Below are 15,932 nucleotides of genomic sequence, written 5' to 3'. Positions count from 1 at the left end.
ATTTATTTTCATTTTACTTTCTTTCTAGTAACCAACTTTTAAAAATATTAAAATTATTGGATAATGATGTTTTTTTTATTTTATGTTTCGTTTCTAAAAAAAGTTTCAATTTATTAGGAATAATAATTTTTTTTCGTAAAAAAGGTGGTATATGATCTGCAAATTTAATAGGATGAGCAGTTTCTAAAAATATAGCTGTTTTGGACGAATTATTTTTAGTTTCTTGTAGATATTGTGTTAATCCTAAATAACCGATAGCTCCATGAGGATCAAGAATATATTTATATTTTTTCCATACCGTTTTTATAATAGATAATGTTTCTTCATCTGTAAATTGATAAGAACATAGTTTTTTTCTTAATTGATACATATTTTTTTTATATAAGAAACTCCATATTCTAGAAAAATTGCTTGGATTAGCTATATCCATAGCATTTGATATAGTTTTTTTTACTGAATAAGGATGATATTTTTCAGATTTTAAAAATCTAGGGATAGTATCATTAATATTTGTGGAAGCAATAAAAAATTTTATTGGTAATCCCATTTTTTCAGCCATCATTCCTGCACAAATATTACCAAAATTTCCACTAGGAACTGAAAAAATTAATTCTATAGGATTTTCTATTTTTATTTGTCTATAAGCTAAAAAATAATAAAACATTTGTGGAAGCCATCTGGATATATTAATAGAGTTAGCAGTAGTTAATATGTATTTTTTTTGGATTTCCTTATCGAGGAAAGCTTTTTTAACCATATTTTGACAATCATCAAAATTTCCATGAATTTCTAAAGCTAATATGTTGTCTCCTAGAGAAGTAATTTGTTTTTTTTGCAAACAGCTTATTCCATTATATGGATATAAAATTATAACTTCTATTCCTGTTTTTTTATGAAATCCTTTAGCTACCGCTCCTCCAGTATCTCCTGAAGTCGCTACTAAAACGGTTACATTTTTTTCTTTTTTTCTTGAAAAAAAACTTAAACATTCTGCCATAAATTGAGCTCCTAGATCTTTAAAAGCTAAAGTAGGGCCATGGAAAAGTTCTAATACATGAATATGATCATGAATTTTTTTCAATGGAAAAGAAAAATTTAAAGTATTATGAATAATGCGATAAATGACTTCCTCTGGAATAGATTTACCAATATAAGGACTTATAATCGACATAGCAATTGTATCAATATCATAACTTTTAAGTTTATGAATAAATTTTGTATCTAATTTTGGAATAGATACCGGAATATATAAACTACCATCTGGAGATAACCCTTTTAATACAGCATCTTCAAAAGATATTAGATTTTTATAACGATTTTCTAAACTATGATACAACATATTTATTTTATTTAAATAATTTTAGACCACTTAACTCCTTTTCTATTAATAGGAGAAGTGTAAGTTTTATAGTCTACTTTTAGTGGAGAATAAACGAGATTCATTACTTCAGTGACTTTTTTAGCTGTATGATTTCCTTTACTCAACATAAAAACAGAAGGGCCTGAACCAGATATTCCTCCTCCTAAAGCTCCTATTTCTTTACATTTTATTTTTAATTCATAAAATGATGGAATAAGCATAGCTCGGATAGGTTCCACAATAACATCTTCTAGTGACCTACTTATCAATCCATAATCTTCTTGATATAGTCCTGCTACTAATGCTCCTATATTTCCCCATTGTCGGATAGCATCGGTCATTAATATCTTTTGTTTTAATATTTCTCTTGCATCTGATGTTCTTATTTCAATTTGTGGATGGATTATACTAATCCATAATTCATTAGGTACATTTAATCTAGTAATATCTAAAGGCTTATAACTTCTTACCAAAGTTAATCCTCCCATAATAGCAGGAGCAACATTATCGGCATGGGCGGTTCCACTTGCTACACGTTCTCCTTCCATGGCAAAACGTATTAGTTGTCTAGTGTTAAAAGGGTTTCCTAGAAGAATATTAGCTCCAAAAACGACTCCAGCTGCACTAGCGGCACTAGATCCTATTCCACTTCCAGGATGAATGTTTTTTATTAATTCTATTTCAAATCCTATTTCTTTTTTTCTTTCAAATCTTTCAAATTTTTGTTTTTGTTGATACTTACTTAATAAAAATTGTAAAGCGACAAAAGCTACATTTTTTTTTGGATCATTAGGCAATGAAGCCCCATCAATTCTATTGATTCTTATTCCTGGATTATTTGATTTATATAGAAAAATTTCGTCTTTTGGAAAATCTAAAGCTAATCCAATTACATCGAACCCACAAGCTAGATTAGCCACAGTAGCTGGTGCAAAAATCTTTATCCCCTTCATGTTCATGATTTTTATTTAGTAGCTTTAATAATATCTGAAAAAACTCCAGATGCAGTAACCTCTGCTCCAGCTCCCGCTCCTTTGATAATAAGAGGTTGTTCAGAGTAACGATATGTATTATATAAAACCATATTATCTTTTCCTTCTAAATGAAAAAACGGATGGTTTTCTTTAATAGATTCTAATCCCACAGAAGCTTCTCCATTTTCATAACGTGCAATAAAACGTAACCGTTTTTTTTCTTTTTCTGCTTCATCTCTTATTTGAAAAAAATAATCTCTATATTCATCTAATTTTTTATAAAAATTATTTATAGAAGTGGCTTTCGAACAAGTTTCAGGAAGAAAGGATTTATGACGAATATCACTTAGTTCTAATGGAGCTCCACATTCTCTTGCTAAAATAAGTATTTTTCGCATGACGTCTAATCCACTTAAGTCAATACAAGGATTAGGCTCTGTATATCCTTTTGATTGAGCTTCTTGTACTACTTCTAAAAAGGATTTTTTTCCTATAAAATGATTGAATATAAAATTTAAACTACCTGATAATACTGCTTCTATTTTATTGATTTTATCCCCACTGTTGATGAGATCATTTAATGTACTAATAACTGGGAGACTAGCTCCTACATTTGTCTCAAATAAAAAAGGAGCTTTAAAATGTCTAGAAAGTATTTTCAATCTTTTATAATGTTCATAATTAGATGAGCAAGCTATTTTATTGCAAGTGATAACACCAATCCCATTTTTTAAAAATTTATCATAAGTCATAGCCATTTCTTCACTAGCCGTATTATCAACGAACAAGCTATTTCGGAGATTAAATTTCCACACTTCTCCCATAAAAGAATATATGTTCATTTTTTTTCCTTCTTGTTTCAGAAGTTTATTCCAATGAATTAAATGGATTCCATGATTATTAAAATACATTTTTTTACTATTAGCTAATCCTATAATTCTAACTTGAAGTTTTAATTCTTCCAATAAGTAATTTTTTTGTTGATCTATTTGTTCTAATAATTTACTTCCCACTTTTCCAACTCCACAAATAAAAAGATTGATTTGTTTTGGTGGACTTTCAAAAAAAGCTTCATGTAAAGTATTTAATGCTTTTTTAAAATCAATTTTTCTAATAACGGCTGATATATTTTTTTCAGTAGAACCTTGTGCTATAGCCCTAACATTAATACTATTTCTTCCCAAAGAAGAGAACATTTTACCACTAGTTCCATGTAAATTTTTCATATTATCTCCTACTACTGCGATAATACAAAGATCTTTTTCTATTCTTAATGGATCAATACGTTTTTGATGTATTTCTTGGGAAAATTCACTATCTATGATTACTTTTGCTTTTGTAACATCCCTTTCATGAATACCTGTAGTAATTGAATGCTCTGAAGAACTTTGAGTGATAAATATAACATTGATTCTTTCACGTGATAAAGCTTCGAATAATCGTTTAGAATATCCAGGAACTCCTACCATTCCACTTCCTTCAAGAGTGAGTAAAGCCATATTCTGAATTCCAGATATTCCGGTTACAGGTTGATTAATATTAGTATTTTTACTAATATAAATTAAGGTACCAGGATCTATGGGAGAAAAAGTATTTTTAATTTGTATAGGAATATTTTTTTTCATAGCAGGTTGTATCGTAGGGGGGTAAATTACTTTTGCTCCGAAATGTGATAATTCCATTGCTTCTTCATAAGAAATTTCCTTAATAGGAAAAGCTTGATTCACAATTTTTGGATTAGCTGTCATCATTCCGCTAACATCTGTCCATATTTCCAATAAATTTGCGGATAAAGCTGCAGCTAATATCGATGCAGTATAATCAGATCCTCCTCTTCCAAGAGTAGTTGTTTCATTTTCTAAAGTAGAACCTATAAAACCTGGTAAAACAATATATTCATATGTTTTTTCTCTAAAAAATTGAATAATATGATGATTACTTGTAATAAAGTCTACTTGTGCACATCCAAACTGAGAATTGGTCATGATTAAATCTCTACTGTCTTTACAAATTGCGTTTAAACCAGATTGTTTTAATTTTTCTGCAATGAGAAAAGAAGAACTTAATTCTCCAAAGCTCATGATTTTGTCTAGAGAACGTTTAGAAAGTTCTTCTACTTGAAAAATTCCATCACATAAGCTTTCTAAATCATTTATATTTTTTTTAATCCAACTAATTAAATGACTTTGATCAGTAATTGGAAATAATTCTCTGATGATATTCAAATGACGAATTTCTATTTCTTCTAATATATTTTTATAAATATTTTTTCTTTCAGAAGCTAGTTCCCCACATTGTATTAATTGATCCGTAACATTTCCTAATGCAGATACGACAATAGCATACCTTCCTTTTGGTTTTTGTTTCAATAAAGAACAAATACGTTTAATGGCGTCAGAATGAGCTACGGAACTTCCTCCAAATTTTAAAACTTGCATTTTTTAATTATTTTTTAAAACATTAAAACAATTTTTCCATTATATAAAAAAGATGATTACAAAAATAATGATTAATTTATGGAGACGTGTTTTTATATATGAATTTTTATCATTTTAAAATCATGTATTATAAATAATATAATATTTCATAACTTTAAACTTATAAAACTTTTATTGTTATACAATACCATGATGTTTATGAATAATAAAAATAACTTAATATGCATTTAACTTCTTATGAAAAGGAAAAAATTCTTCTATATATGGCTGGAGAATTAGCAAAGAAACGTTTGAAAAGAGGATTAAGATTAAATTATCCTGAATCTGTAGCTTTAATTACTCATTATGTCATGGAAGGAGCACGTGATGGAAAAACAGTAAAAGAACTTATGATAGAAGCAGGTAATATACTTAATAATGAACAAGTTATGGATGGAGTATATGAATTAATTCATCACGTTCAAATAGAAGCTACTTTTCCAGATGGAACAAAATTAGTAACGATACACAATCCCATTAAGAAAAATAAAAAAGAAGATTCTAATATAATTCCAGGACAATATGACCTCTTAGAAGAAGATATTGTTTTATTACCTGGTAGATCTCGTATAGAAAGAATAGTATCTAATACTGGAAGTCGTCCTATTCAAGTGGGATCCCATTTTCATTTTTATGAAACCAATCTATCTCTTCTTTTTGAAAGAGAAGGAACTAAAGGATATAGGTTAGATATCCCTTCAGGTAGGTCTATTCGTTTTGAACCTGGAGAAACGAAAGAAATTATATTAGTAGAGATAGGAGGAAGTAAAAAGATTTATGGGTTTTCAGGAAAAGGAAATACAAATAAGATATGAAAAAAATAAATAGAGAGTCTTATGCAAGTATGTATGGGCCCACCAAAGGAGATAGAATTCGTCTGGGAGATACCTCATTATGGATTGAAATTGAAAAAGATTATACTATTTATGGAGATGAATGTGTTTTTGGAGGAGGAAAAGTTATTAGAGATGGAATGGGACAACATCCATTGGCTACAAATAATGAAGGAGTTCTAGATTTAGTATTAACTAACGCTATTATTGTTGATCATTGGGGAATTGTAAAAGCAGATATTGGAATTAAAAATGGAATTATTGTTGGAATAGGAAAATCAGGAAATCCATATTTTATGGATGGAGTAACATCCAATATGTATATTGGAGCTGGAACAGAAGTTATTTCTTCCGAAAATAAAATTGTAACATCTGGAAGTATAGATAGTCATGTTCATTACATATGTCCACAATTATTTGAAGTAGCATTGGAAAATGGAACCACTACTATTATTGGTGGAGGATCGGGTCCAGCTACTGGAACAATAGCTACAAATTGCACTTCAGGAGTATGGAATATTCAGAGAATGTTAAAAAGTACAGATCATTTTCCTATTAACTTAATTTTTCTTGCAAATGGTAATAGTTCTAATCCTAAAGCGATAATTGAACAAATAGAAGCTGGAGCTGGTGGACTAAAAATACATGAAGATTGGGGAAGTACCCCTTATGTGATAGACCAATGTTTAAATATTTCTGAAAAGTTAGATGTACAAGTTAATATACATACAGATTCACTCAATGAATCAGGTTATGTAGAAGATACTTTAAAAATATTCAAAGGACGTACTATTCACACTTATCATACAGAAGGAGCTGGTGGGGGACATGCTCCTGATTTACTAAAAGTAATTTCATTTTCTAATGTTTTGCCATCATCTACAAGTCCTACTATGCCTTATACTTGTAACACAATAGATGAACATCTAGATATGTTAATGATTTGCCACCACCTAGATTCTAATCTTCCGGAAGATAAGGCTTTTGCTAAATCACGTATTCGATCTGAAACTATTAGTGCAGAAGGAATTTTACATGATATAGGAGCTATTAGTATGACTAGTTCAGATTCCCAAGCTATGGGACGTATAGGAGAGATAGTGAAACGAACATGGCAAACAGCTGATAAAATGAAAAAACAAAGAGGATCTCTTCATGAAGAAAAAAGTGAAAAAAATGATAATTTTAGAGTGAAAAGATATATTTCTAAATATACGATTAATCCTGCCATTACCCATGGTATATCAGAATATGTTGGATCTATTCATATTGGAAAAATGGCAGATTTAGTATTATGGACCCCCTCTTTTTTTGGAGTAAAACCAGAAATTGTCATTAAAAGTGGAATGATTGTATATGCAGGAATGGGGGATCCTAATGCTACTATTCCTACGCCACAACCATTCATGTATCGTAAAATGTTTGGTTTTTTTGAACCAAAATTAAGCAGTATTTTTGTTTCTATACATGCTATTAATCATAGTTTTTTTGAAAAAAATGAAATAAAAAAACAAATTAAAATCATAAAAGGATGTCGATTTTTATCTAAAAAAAATATGATATTAAATGGAGAAACTCCAAATTTAGAAGTAGATCCAAAAAATTATAATGTTTATATAAATGGAGAGAAAATAAGATCTAAACCTTCTAATGTCTTACCGCTTTCTCAAAGATATTTTTTATTCTAATTAATAAATAAAATATACCCAGGGCGGGAGTCGAACCCGCATGATATAAATAAAATCATTGGATTTTGAGTCCAACGCGTATACCTATTTCGCCACCTGGGTTTCATGAAATAAAAGATAATTTTTTTATTTTTATCTTTAATTGTTTCAAAAACATGATACTATCATGATCTTGATTTTCTGTATACAAATATATGATTCTTTTAATATTGGATTGATAAATTAATTTACAACATCCTTTACAAGGAAAATGTGTAACGTATATAGTAGATCCTTTACAAGATAAAAAAGAAGAAGCTGTTTTTAATATAGCATTTTCTTCTGCATGTATTACATCCCATTTTGTTTTTCCATTTTCATCTTCACATGTTTGATCAAATCCATTTGGAGTTCGGTTATATCCATTAGATATAATTCTATTATTTTTAACTATGATAGCTCCTACTTGTTTTTTTTTACAAAAAGATAATTTTGATAATTCTATAGCTATTTTCATATAAATTGTATCTATCATAGAATATATATAAACATAAAAATGAAAAAAATATATAGTACAAAAAATAAAGAAATTAAAAATTTAATAAGAATTTGTAAAAAAAAAATTCCAATAATGGATTTATTGTTGAAGGAATAAAAGAATTTAAAATGGCTATAAAAGGAAATTTTTCTCCAAAAAAAATTTTCATATGTGAAAAAATATTTTATGAATATAATATAATTCAATCATTTCGTCCTATCACTTATTTTATTAATAAAAAGATATTTAATAAATTAGCATATAGAGATAACTCAGGCGGAATTATAGCTTGTTTTATTGAAAATACTTTAACTAAATTAGAAGATATAAAAATAACTAACAATTTTTTTATCATTATATTAGATGGAGTAGAAAAACCGGGAAATATAGGATCTATGTTAAGAACTGCTGAATCGGTTAATATTTCATTCATTATATTATGTAATATAAAAACTTATATTTATAATTCTAATGTTATCAGATGTAGTTTAGGAAGTGTATTTACAATAAAAATTTTTATAGAAAAAATAGAATCTGTTATTTATTGGTTGAAAAAAAACAAAATAAAAATTGTAGTAACAGGATTTCATAAACATGGAAAAGCAATAAATTTATACCAAACTAAATTAAACTATTCCAAGTTAGCTATTATTTTTGGATCTGAAAATAAAGGAATTTCTAATGTATGGTTAAACATAGCTAATAAAATTATAACTATTCCTATGTTTGGAAATATAGATTCATTAAATGTGAGTAACGCTATGTCTATCATAATATATGAGATTTTTAGACAAAGAAATTATATTATATAATACTATTTTCTTGCTCATATACGTAGTCTATTTTCATATCTTTTCTTTTATAAGATTCTACAGATAATCGATCGCAATAATCATTAATATAATGATTACTATGTCCTTTTATCCATTGAAACATAATAATAAAGTGTTGATGAAAAATATCTAAAAATCTTTTCCATAAGTCTACATTTTTTTTTTTATAAAAATTATTTTTTTTCCATTTTTGAATCCAGTTATTTTGAATAGTATTCACTATATATTTAGAATCGGTAAAAACAACAATATTATGATTATTTTTTTTTGTTATTTTTTTTGATTCTTCTAAACCTATTATAACTGCTAATAATTCCATTCTATTATTCGTCGTGTAACGAAACCCTTCAGATATAATATTTTTATTATAGTAATTTCCGAAAAGCATTTCTATGAAAACTCCGTATCCTCCGGGACCAGGATTTCCTTTGGAAGAACCATCGGTATAAATATGAATTCTTTTATTCACGAATAATTCATCTATTTTTTATTTTTTCACGATCAAATTTTTCTAATTGATATTTGATTAAATGAAAACATTTTTCTTTTAAATAATTTTTATCTTTTAAGGACAAATCTGTTGTTGGGATAGAATGGTGTTGTTTTATTCTTATTTTACCTGGTCCACCTTTTAAAATGGAATAACTAGGAAATTTTTTTTTAATATCAGCTATAGTAAAAGGAATAATGGGTATTTTTTTTATTATAGCTATAAAAAAAGCTCCACTTTTAAAATGATCTAAAAAAACAGACGATTTAGGAACTCCTCCTTCTGGAAAAATACAAACACTATTTCCAGAATCTACTTTATCCTGTATTTTTTTAAATACTTGTATACAACTAGACAAATTTTTTCTATCAAGAAGAATGTTACTGTGTTTGTAAACAAATCCAAAAAATGGAAGTTTAGCTAACTCTGCTTTTCCTACGAAAACTAGAGGATGATTTCTCATTAAAGAGTAAATTAACATAATATCCATAATAGAAGTATGATTACTGATAATGACGTATTGTTTTTTTTTATCCAATATTTCTTTGTCTTTTTCTAGAACATACCAAAAACCCATAAGAAAAAGATTACATCTTGCCCACATTTGATGAAACCAATATGCGATAGGATAATATTTTTCTTTAAAAAGAAATGGGATAGATATTCCTGCCCAAAAAGGAATTAAAAATATATTAATGATAAAAAACCATACACGCCATAATAATGTGAATGATATTTGTATAATTTTCATTTAACAATATTAAATAATTTATCCAAAAAAATCATACGTATATTCAATATAATTAATTATTCTTTTGAAAAAAAATCTGATATTTATGTATTAATTATGTACACATTAGGAGAGTTTGTTTTAAGAAATAAAGATCATTTTTCGTATTCAATAGAAGCATTGTTACGATTGTTTAGTTCTATTAAGTTAGCTTCTAAAGCTATTCATAAAGAAGTTAATAAGGCTGGTTTAACAGAAAAAATTATAGGAAGTACTGGAATCACTAATATTCATGGAGAAAATCAACAGAAATTGGATGATTTTTCTCATAAAGCTTTCATAGAATCTTTTAAAAGTAGAAATGTTGTTTGTGGAATTGCTTCAGAAGAAAGCAAAGATTTCATAGTTATAAAAAAAGGAATAAAAGAGAATCCTTATCAATATATTGTTTTAATAGATCCATTGGATGGATCTTCTAATATCGATGTAAATGTATCTATAGGAACAATATTTTCCGTATACATGAGAAAATCTTCTATTCAAATGGATTTAACAATTGAAGATTTTTTGCAAAAAGGGAACCAACAAATTCTGGCAGGCTATATTATTTATGGATCTTCTACTATATTAGTATATAGTACAGGAAATGGCGTTCATGGTTTTACTCTAGATCCTTCAATAGGAACATTTTATTTATCTCATTTTAATCTTCATTTTCCTAAAGAAGAAAAAATTTATTCTATTAATGAAGGAAATTATGCTAAATTTCCTGAAGGAATTAAAAAATTTATAAGATATTGTCAAGAAAAAAAAGAAAACAGGCCTTATTCAGCAAGATATATAGGTTCTTTAGTTGGAGATTTTCATAGAAATTTGATACAAGGTGGTATATATATTTATCCTAAAACTGATTCTTCTCCAGAGGGAAAATTAAGATTGCTTTATGAATGTAATCCTATGGCTTTTTTAGCAGAACAAGCTGGAGGAAAGGCTTCTAATGGTAAAAAACGTATTCTAGATATAGAACCAAGTAGATTGCATCAAAGAACTCCATTTTTTTGTGGTCCTGTAAAAATGGTATCCCAGTTGGAAAAGTTTATGGAAAATTGTAAATAAATTTTATTATTATTATGAACAAAAAAAAAATTGTAGAAAAAATCATAAAGAATGGAGAATATTTATTTATAGATCCTATTACTTCTATTTTTAGTAAAGTAAATTCTGAACAAAATTCATCTATTCACTTAATTGGAACTTTGGTAAAAAAAAAATATTTAAAAAATCAGTTCATAGGAATAAAATAAAACGATTATTAAGGGCTTCTTTTTTTTTAAATAAATTTATTTTGTATGAAAAAAGTAAAAATTATTATATAATTCTTATTTATAACTCTCACTTTTTTCCAAAATTTATAAATATAGATATTTCTATTAAAAAAATATTTAATAAAATAAAAGATAATTATGATTGAAATAATTGTACGGCATTTGCTCCAAAAATTTTAACCGCGAAAGCTAATAAAACGATTCCAAATATTTTTTTTAATATATCTAATCCATTGGATCCTATTTTTTCAGCTATGAAATCACATTTATCTATAACAAAATAAACAACGATCATATTTAATATTAAAGAAAGAAGGATAATATTTACATCATAAGTTGTTCTTAATGAAATTAAAGTAGTTAGAGATCCAGGTCCAGCTATAAGAGGAAAAGCTATTGGAACAATAGAAGTTTGAGCATTTTCCGTTACTTTATGAATATCTATTCCTAATATCATTTCTAGACCAATAAGAAATAATACTACGGATCCTGCTACCGAAAAAGAGTGAACATCTACTCCAATAATTTTTAGCATAGGTTGTCCTAAAAATAGAAAAGATAAAAATATTATAAGAGAAGACATTATAACTTTTTTAGTGTCTATAATGTTTCCTTTCGATTTAAAACCCATAATAATGGGAGCATTTCCCAATATATCTATAATGCTAAAAAGTATCATAAAACAACTAATTAATGAATTTATCCATTCCATATTTAAATTTTATTTTCAATTAATTTGATAAAAATGCAATAATAATAAATAGCACATACAAATTAAATAAAAATATCATCAGTATCATTAATTTTATTTGTAAAAAAATTTCTTTTATAGGAATTAAATTGTTGATTAGTATTCAAAAGTTAAAGAAGATTAGTATATGCTTTCCATCCTGCATTTCTATATTTTTCTGCTTCTATTTTTGGATTATTGGATTGGTAAATGGCTTTTCCTACAATTATAAAATCACTTCCATTTTTTTCGAAAGCTTTAATAGGATGGATATAATTATTTCCAAAATAATTTTTTTTATAGTTATAAAAATGAATTCCAGGAGTAAATAGTAATAATCGATCATCCACTTTTCTTTGTGCTACAGTCCCGATAACTTTTGGATTTTTTAGAGAAATATTCAATGCTTTTCTTATATAATTATCATCAGATAATCTTCCAAAAGAAGACATTTCCGATATTGTAATTAAACCCATTTTGGATGGTATGTTTAAATTTTTTATACTAGAACTTCCTGCAAGTAGGTGAACCGTTATAATATCTGCCCAAGAAGCAATTTTATGTACTCCATAATGGAGTTGAAGATAATTAGTCATCCCTACATCACATAATTTTTTATCTTCAAACAATAAGAATTTTTTTTCTATGGAAATATTTTTAAGATAATTTATAAATGAAAGGGAAAAATCATCAATAATATCCACATGAATTTTTAATCCACAAATTCTATCTCCAATTAAATTTGCTAATTTCAAAATATTTTTAGAACGAACTAAATCAGCAGAAACTATTAGATTGGTTTTTTTTTTTAAAGTAATATCAATAAGCTTTTTTGCTATGGGATGAGAAATTATTTCTTTTTTTTCTTCATAAGAAAGACGTTTATTTTGAATATTTTTTTTATTTCTTTTTCTAAAAAAAAATTGAATCATATGTATTTCTTTTTTATTTAAAAAATGTTTTTTTTCTAACATTTTTAAAACTTCTCCTATTCGAAATAAAGTTCTAATCTTATATCCTCTTTTTTTTATATTTTCTATTCCTCCTTGTTCTCTATCAAGAATAGATATAATATCTTTTATGATTAATCCTTCTTTTTCAATATCTATTACAGTTCTTAATAAACTATCTCCACTTGTAATGACATCTTCTATTAGAAGACAATTTTGTCCTTTTTTATAAATTCCTTCGATCATTCTTTTGGTTCCATACCCTTTATTTTCTTTTCTTTTAATAATGAGTGGGATATTGGATCTTAAAGATAAAGTTGTAGCTATAGGCAAAGCTGCGTATGGAACTCCACAAATTAGTTCAAAATTAGAAGAAGGAACTTCATGTAGAATTAAATCGGATAATTTTATTAATAAGTCTGGTCTTGAAGCTATAGGACGAAAATCTATATATAGAGTAGAATTCATTCCGCTTTTCAAAGTAAAATTTCCAAATTTTATGATCCCTAGATTATAAATTTTTAAAAAAAACTGTTCTTTTTCTTCCATACATAAAAAAACTGTTTTGGTAAAGTTAAAAATTTTGAATATTATTACAATTGATGAAACAAATAGATTTGAGTGTTAGCATAAATAAAATTAAACTTTCATCATGTATCATGAATGCTTCAGGAGTACTTTGTTCTACGGATAAAGAATTATCCAATCTTTTGGATAGTTTTTCTGGAGCAGTTGTCACAAAAAGTTGCACAAGAAAACCGAGAAAAGGAAATTTTGAACCAAGATATTTTGAATGGAACATGGGAAGTATAAATTCTATGGGATTACCCAATCTTGGAATAGATTTTTATTTAAATTTTTTAGAAAAAAAAGAAACAAAAAAACCTATTTTTCTTTCTATATCTGGATTATCTGCAGAAGAAAATTATTTTTTAATTAAAAAAGCTAATCATTATTCAAAAATTACAGCTTTGGAATTAAATTTATCTTGTCCTAATCTTATTGAGGAAGAAGATCTTATAAGTTATAATTTTTCCAGAATTTCTTATTTATTAGAAAACATATTTAAGTTTAATAAAAAGCCTTTAGGAATTAAACTTCCTCCTTATTTTGAGGATTTGTCTATTCAAAAAATGGCTCTTATTTTAAATCAGTTTCCAATTGATTTTGTTACTTGCATTAATAGTTTACCTAATGGAATGGTTGTGGATACAAAAACGGAATCAGTTGTTATACAACCAAAAAAAGGATTTGGAGGAATAGGAGGATCCATTATAAAACCATTTGCTTTAGCTAATATTCGTAAATTTTATACTTATCTTCGTAAAGATATCTCTATAATAGGATGTGGGGGAATTTCTACTGGAAAAGATATTTTTGAACATATATTATGTGGAGCTTCAGCTGTTCAAATTGGAACACAGTTGATGAAAGAAGGGGTTTTCGTATTTGAAAGATTAGAAAAAGAATTTTCTTTCTTTTTGAGAAAAAAAAATTATTCATCAATAGATAGTTTTAAAGGAAATTTAAAAAATTTTCAATAAGATTTAGAAAAAACGACTCTTTGTAAAGAAGTATTTCCAGAATAAATGCATTTTCCTTTTTCTTTTTTATAAGGAAAAGGGATACAACGTATAGTAGCTTCTGTTTCTTCTTGAATTTTTTTTCCTGTATTTTTTGTTCCATCCCAATGAGCAAAAACAAAACCTTCCAAATTTTTTATTTTTCTTTTAAAATCATCGTAATTATCTGATTTTAAAATCATTTTTTCAGTTCTTCTAAAAGCTTTTTGATAAATGTTTTTCTGTATATCTTCAAGTAATTTAAAAATCAAATCTTTTAAATGAATCCAGGATATATATGTTTTTTCATATGTATCTCTTCTGAATATTTCCACTTTTTCATTTTTGATTTCATTTGGACCTATACTAATTCGTATAGGAATCCCTTTCATTTCATATTCATGATATTTCCATCCAGGAGTGTATACAACTCGATTATCATATTTAACTCGTACCCCTTCTTTTTCTAAGATATTTAAAATTTTTTCTGCTATCTTGTTAATGTCGTTTTTATTATTTTTTTGATATATGGGGATAATCACAATTTGTATAGGAGCTATTTTCGGAGGAAGAATTAAACCTTTATCATCTGAATGAGACATAATTAATCCACCTATTAATCTAGTAGATATTCCCCAAGAAGTTCCCCATGCATATTCTTTTTCTCCATTATAATTAGTAAATTGCACTCCAAAAGCTTTTGAAAAATTTTGTCCTAAAAAATGGGAAGTCCCAATTTGTAAAGCTTTTCCGTCTTGCATAAGTGCTTCTATACAATATGTTATGTCTGAACCAGAAAACTTATCCATATATGGTTTTACTCCTTGTAATACTGGAATAGCCATAATTTTTTCAGAGAAATATGTATAAATATTTAGTATTTTTTTAGCTTCTTCTATGGCTTCTGTTTCCGTTGAATGAGCCGTATGTCCTTCTTGCCACAAAAATTCAGTAGTTCTTAGAAAGAAACGAGTTCGCATTTCCCATCTTAATGCATTTCCCCATTGATTTAACAGAATAGGTAAGTCTCTATAAGATTGAATCCAACGTTTATAAGTTTTCCATATAATACTTTCAGAAGTAGGTCTAATTACTAATTCTTCTTGTAATTTAGATTTTGAATCAATAATCAATTTTTCCATATATTTACTTAAATTAGAATGTGTAACAATCGCACATCCTTCAGAAAATATTTCACTATGTTCTTTCTCTTTTAAAAAGAGAGATTTAGGAATTAGTAAAGGAAAATAAACGTTTTTATGTCCTGTTTTTTTTAGCATTTGGTCTAATTCTTGTTTAATTCTTTCCCAAAGGGAATATCCATATGGTTTTATAATCATAAAACCGCGTATTCCAGAAAATTCTGCTAATCCAGATTTAACGACTATTTCATTATACCATTTTGAATAATTTTCACTACGTTTAGTTAATTGATTCATATACAATATGATAAGAAAAAAATA

The 15,932-nt window shown here is 26.8% G+C and carries 16 protein-coding genes and 1 tRNA gene; 7 read left to right on the top strand and 10 right to left on the bottom strand.

Annotated features, from left to right (window positions below; translation table 11 throughout):
• Positions 1-13 precede the first annotated feature (13 nt).
• Genes thrC through thrA form a run of 3 tightly spaced genes read right to left on the bottom strand, consistent with a single transcriptional unit; the run spans position 14 to position 4,772 of the window.
• Positions 14-1,339 carry a threonine synthase gene (gene thrC / locus H0H63_RS00700; RefSeq protein WP_185858641.1) on the bottom strand — a complete coding sequence of 442 codons (1,326 nt, stop codon included), beginning with the start codon at positions 1,337-1,339 and terminating at the stop codon, positions 14-16.
• Positions 1,340-1,350: 11 nt separating this feature from the next.
• Positions 1,351-2,313, bottom strand: a complete 963-nt coding sequence (locus H0H63_RS00695) for a homoserine kinase (protein WP_185858640.1) — start codon at positions 2,311-2,313, stop codon at positions 1,351-1,353.
• Positions 2,314-2,324: 11 nt separating this feature from the next.
• Positions 2,325-4,772: a bifunctional aspartate kinase/homoserine dehydrogenase I gene (gene thrA / locus H0H63_RS00690; protein ID WP_185858639.1), complete on the bottom strand. Its 2,448-nt coding sequence runs from the start codon at positions 4,770-4,772 to the stop codon at positions 2,325-2,327.
• A 221-nt stretch (positions 4,773-4,993) separates the two neighbouring features.
• On the opposite strand from thrA, the gene H0H63_RS00685 reads away from it, so the two are divergent.
• Together H0H63_RS00685 and ureC are read left to right on the top strand one after the other, a co-directional pair.
• Positions 4,994-5,626 (top strand): urease subunit gamma, encoded by a 633-nt coding sequence (locus H0H63_RS00685; RefSeq protein WP_185858638.1) that lies wholly within the window; start codon positions 4,994-4,996, stop codon positions 5,624-5,626.
• Positions 5,623-7,332 (top strand): urease subunit alpha, encoded by a 1,710-nt coding sequence (gene ureC, locus H0H63_RS00680; protein WP_202983784.1) that lies wholly within the window; start codon positions 5,623-5,625, stop codon positions 7,330-7,332. The genes H0H63_RS00685 and ureC overlap by 4 nt, the downstream gene beginning before the upstream one ends.
• Before the next feature lie 15 nt (positions 7,333-7,347).
• On the opposite strand, the gene H0H63_RS00675 is transcribed toward ureC, so the two are convergent.
• Together H0H63_RS00675 and H0H63_RS00670 are read right to left on the bottom strand one after the other, a co-directional pair.
• Positions 7,348-7,434: transfer RNA gene (locus tag H0H63_RS00675), tRNA-Leu, on the bottom strand.
• Position 7,435: 1 nt separating this feature from the next.
• Positions 7,436-7,846, bottom strand: a complete 411-nt coding sequence (locus tag H0H63_RS00670) for a deoxycytidylate deaminase (RefSeq protein WP_185858637.1) — start codon at positions 7,844-7,846, stop codon at positions 7,436-7,438.
• Positions 7,847-7,977: 131 nt separating this feature from the next.
• Here H0H63_RS00670 and H0H63_RS00665 point away from each other — a divergent pair, with 131 nt between their 5' ends.
• Entirely contained in the window at positions 7,978-8,661 is a 684-nt protein-coding gene (locus H0H63_RS00665; RefSeq protein ID WP_238784416.1) for a TrmH family RNA methyltransferase, read from the top strand.
• On the opposite strand, the gene H0H63_RS00660 is transcribed toward H0H63_RS00665, so the two are convergent.
• Positions 8,654-9,151, bottom strand: coding sequence for a ribonuclease HI (locus H0H63_RS00660; protein ID WP_185858636.1), 498 nt, complete (start codon positions 9,149-9,151; stop codon positions 8,654-8,656). The two genes, H0H63_RS00665 and H0H63_RS00660, sit on opposite strands and share 8 nt — an antisense overlap.
• A 7-nt stretch (positions 9,152-9,158) precedes the next feature.
• Positions 9,159-9,923, bottom strand: coding sequence for a lysophospholipid acyltransferase family protein (locus H0H63_RS00655; RefSeq protein ID WP_185858635.1), 765 nt, complete (start codon positions 9,921-9,923; stop codon positions 9,159-9,161).
• Positions 9,924-10,019: 96 nt separating this feature from the next.
• Here H0H63_RS00655 and fbp point away from each other — a divergent pair, with 96 nt between their 5' ends.
• Genes fbp through H0H63_RS03110 form a run of 3 tightly spaced genes read left to right on the top strand, consistent with a single transcriptional unit; the run spans position 10,020 to position 11,373 of the window.
• A complete protein-coding gene (fbp, locus tag H0H63_RS00650) occupies positions 10,020-11,018 on the top strand; it encodes a class 1 fructose-bisphosphatase (RefSeq protein ID WP_185858634.1) in 999 nt (332 codons plus the stop codon).
• Positions 11,019-11,032: 14 nt separating this feature from the next.
• Positions 11,033-11,206, top strand: a complete 174-nt coding sequence (locus H0H63_RS00645; RefSeq protein ID WP_185858633.1) for a hypothetical protein — start codon at positions 11,033-11,035, stop codon at positions 11,204-11,206.
• On the top strand, positions 11,137-11,373 hold the full coding sequence (locus tag H0H63_RS03110; protein ID WP_185858786.1) for a ribonuclease P protein component: 237 nt from the start codon (positions 11,137-11,139) through the stop codon (positions 11,371-11,373). Before H0H63_RS00645 ends, H0H63_RS03110 begins: the two co-directional genes overlap by 70 nt.
• Here the strand turns inward: H0H63_RS03110 and H0H63_RS00635 are convergent.
• Together H0H63_RS00635 and pyrF are read right to left on the bottom strand one after the other, a co-directional pair.
• Positions 11,364-11,939, bottom strand: coding sequence for a MarC family protein (locus tag H0H63_RS00635; protein WP_185858632.1), 576 nt, complete (start codon positions 11,937-11,939; stop codon positions 11,364-11,366). The genes H0H63_RS03110 and H0H63_RS00635 overlap by 10 nt on opposite strands.
• Before the next feature lie 149 nt (positions 11,940-12,088).
• The gene (gene pyrF, locus H0H63_RS00630; protein ID WP_185858631.1) at positions 12,089-13,456 is read right to left on the bottom strand and encodes an orotidine-5'-phosphate decarboxylase; all 1,368 of its coding nucleotides are present in this window, start codon (positions 13,454-13,456) and stop codon (positions 12,089-12,091) included.
• Between the two features lie 53 nt (positions 13,457-13,509).
• Here pyrF and H0H63_RS00625 point away from each other — a divergent pair, with 53 nt between their 5' ends.
• Positions 13,510-14,451 (top strand): dihydroorotate oxidase, encoded by a 942-nt coding sequence (locus H0H63_RS00625; RefSeq protein ID WP_185858630.1) that lies wholly within the window; start codon positions 13,510-13,512, stop codon positions 14,449-14,451.
• On the opposite strand, the gene proS is transcribed toward H0H63_RS00625, so the two are convergent.
• Entirely contained in the window at positions 14,445-15,908 is a 1,464-nt protein-coding gene (gene proS / locus H0H63_RS00620) for a proline--tRNA ligase (RefSeq protein ID WP_185858629.1), read from the bottom strand. The two genes, H0H63_RS00625 and proS, sit on opposite strands and share 7 nt — an antisense overlap.
• Between the last annotated feature and the right edge of the window lie 24 nt (positions 15,909-15,932).

This window comes from Blattabacterium cuenoti (genome assembly GCF_014251655.1).
GTDB classification, from domain to species: domain Bacteria; phylum Bacteroidota; class Bacteroidia; order Flavobacteriales; family Blattabacteriaceae; genus Blattabacterium; species Blattabacterium cuenoti_I.
Note: the sequence above shows the minus strand (reverse complement) of the source record. Positions and strands in the feature narration are given on the sequence as shown.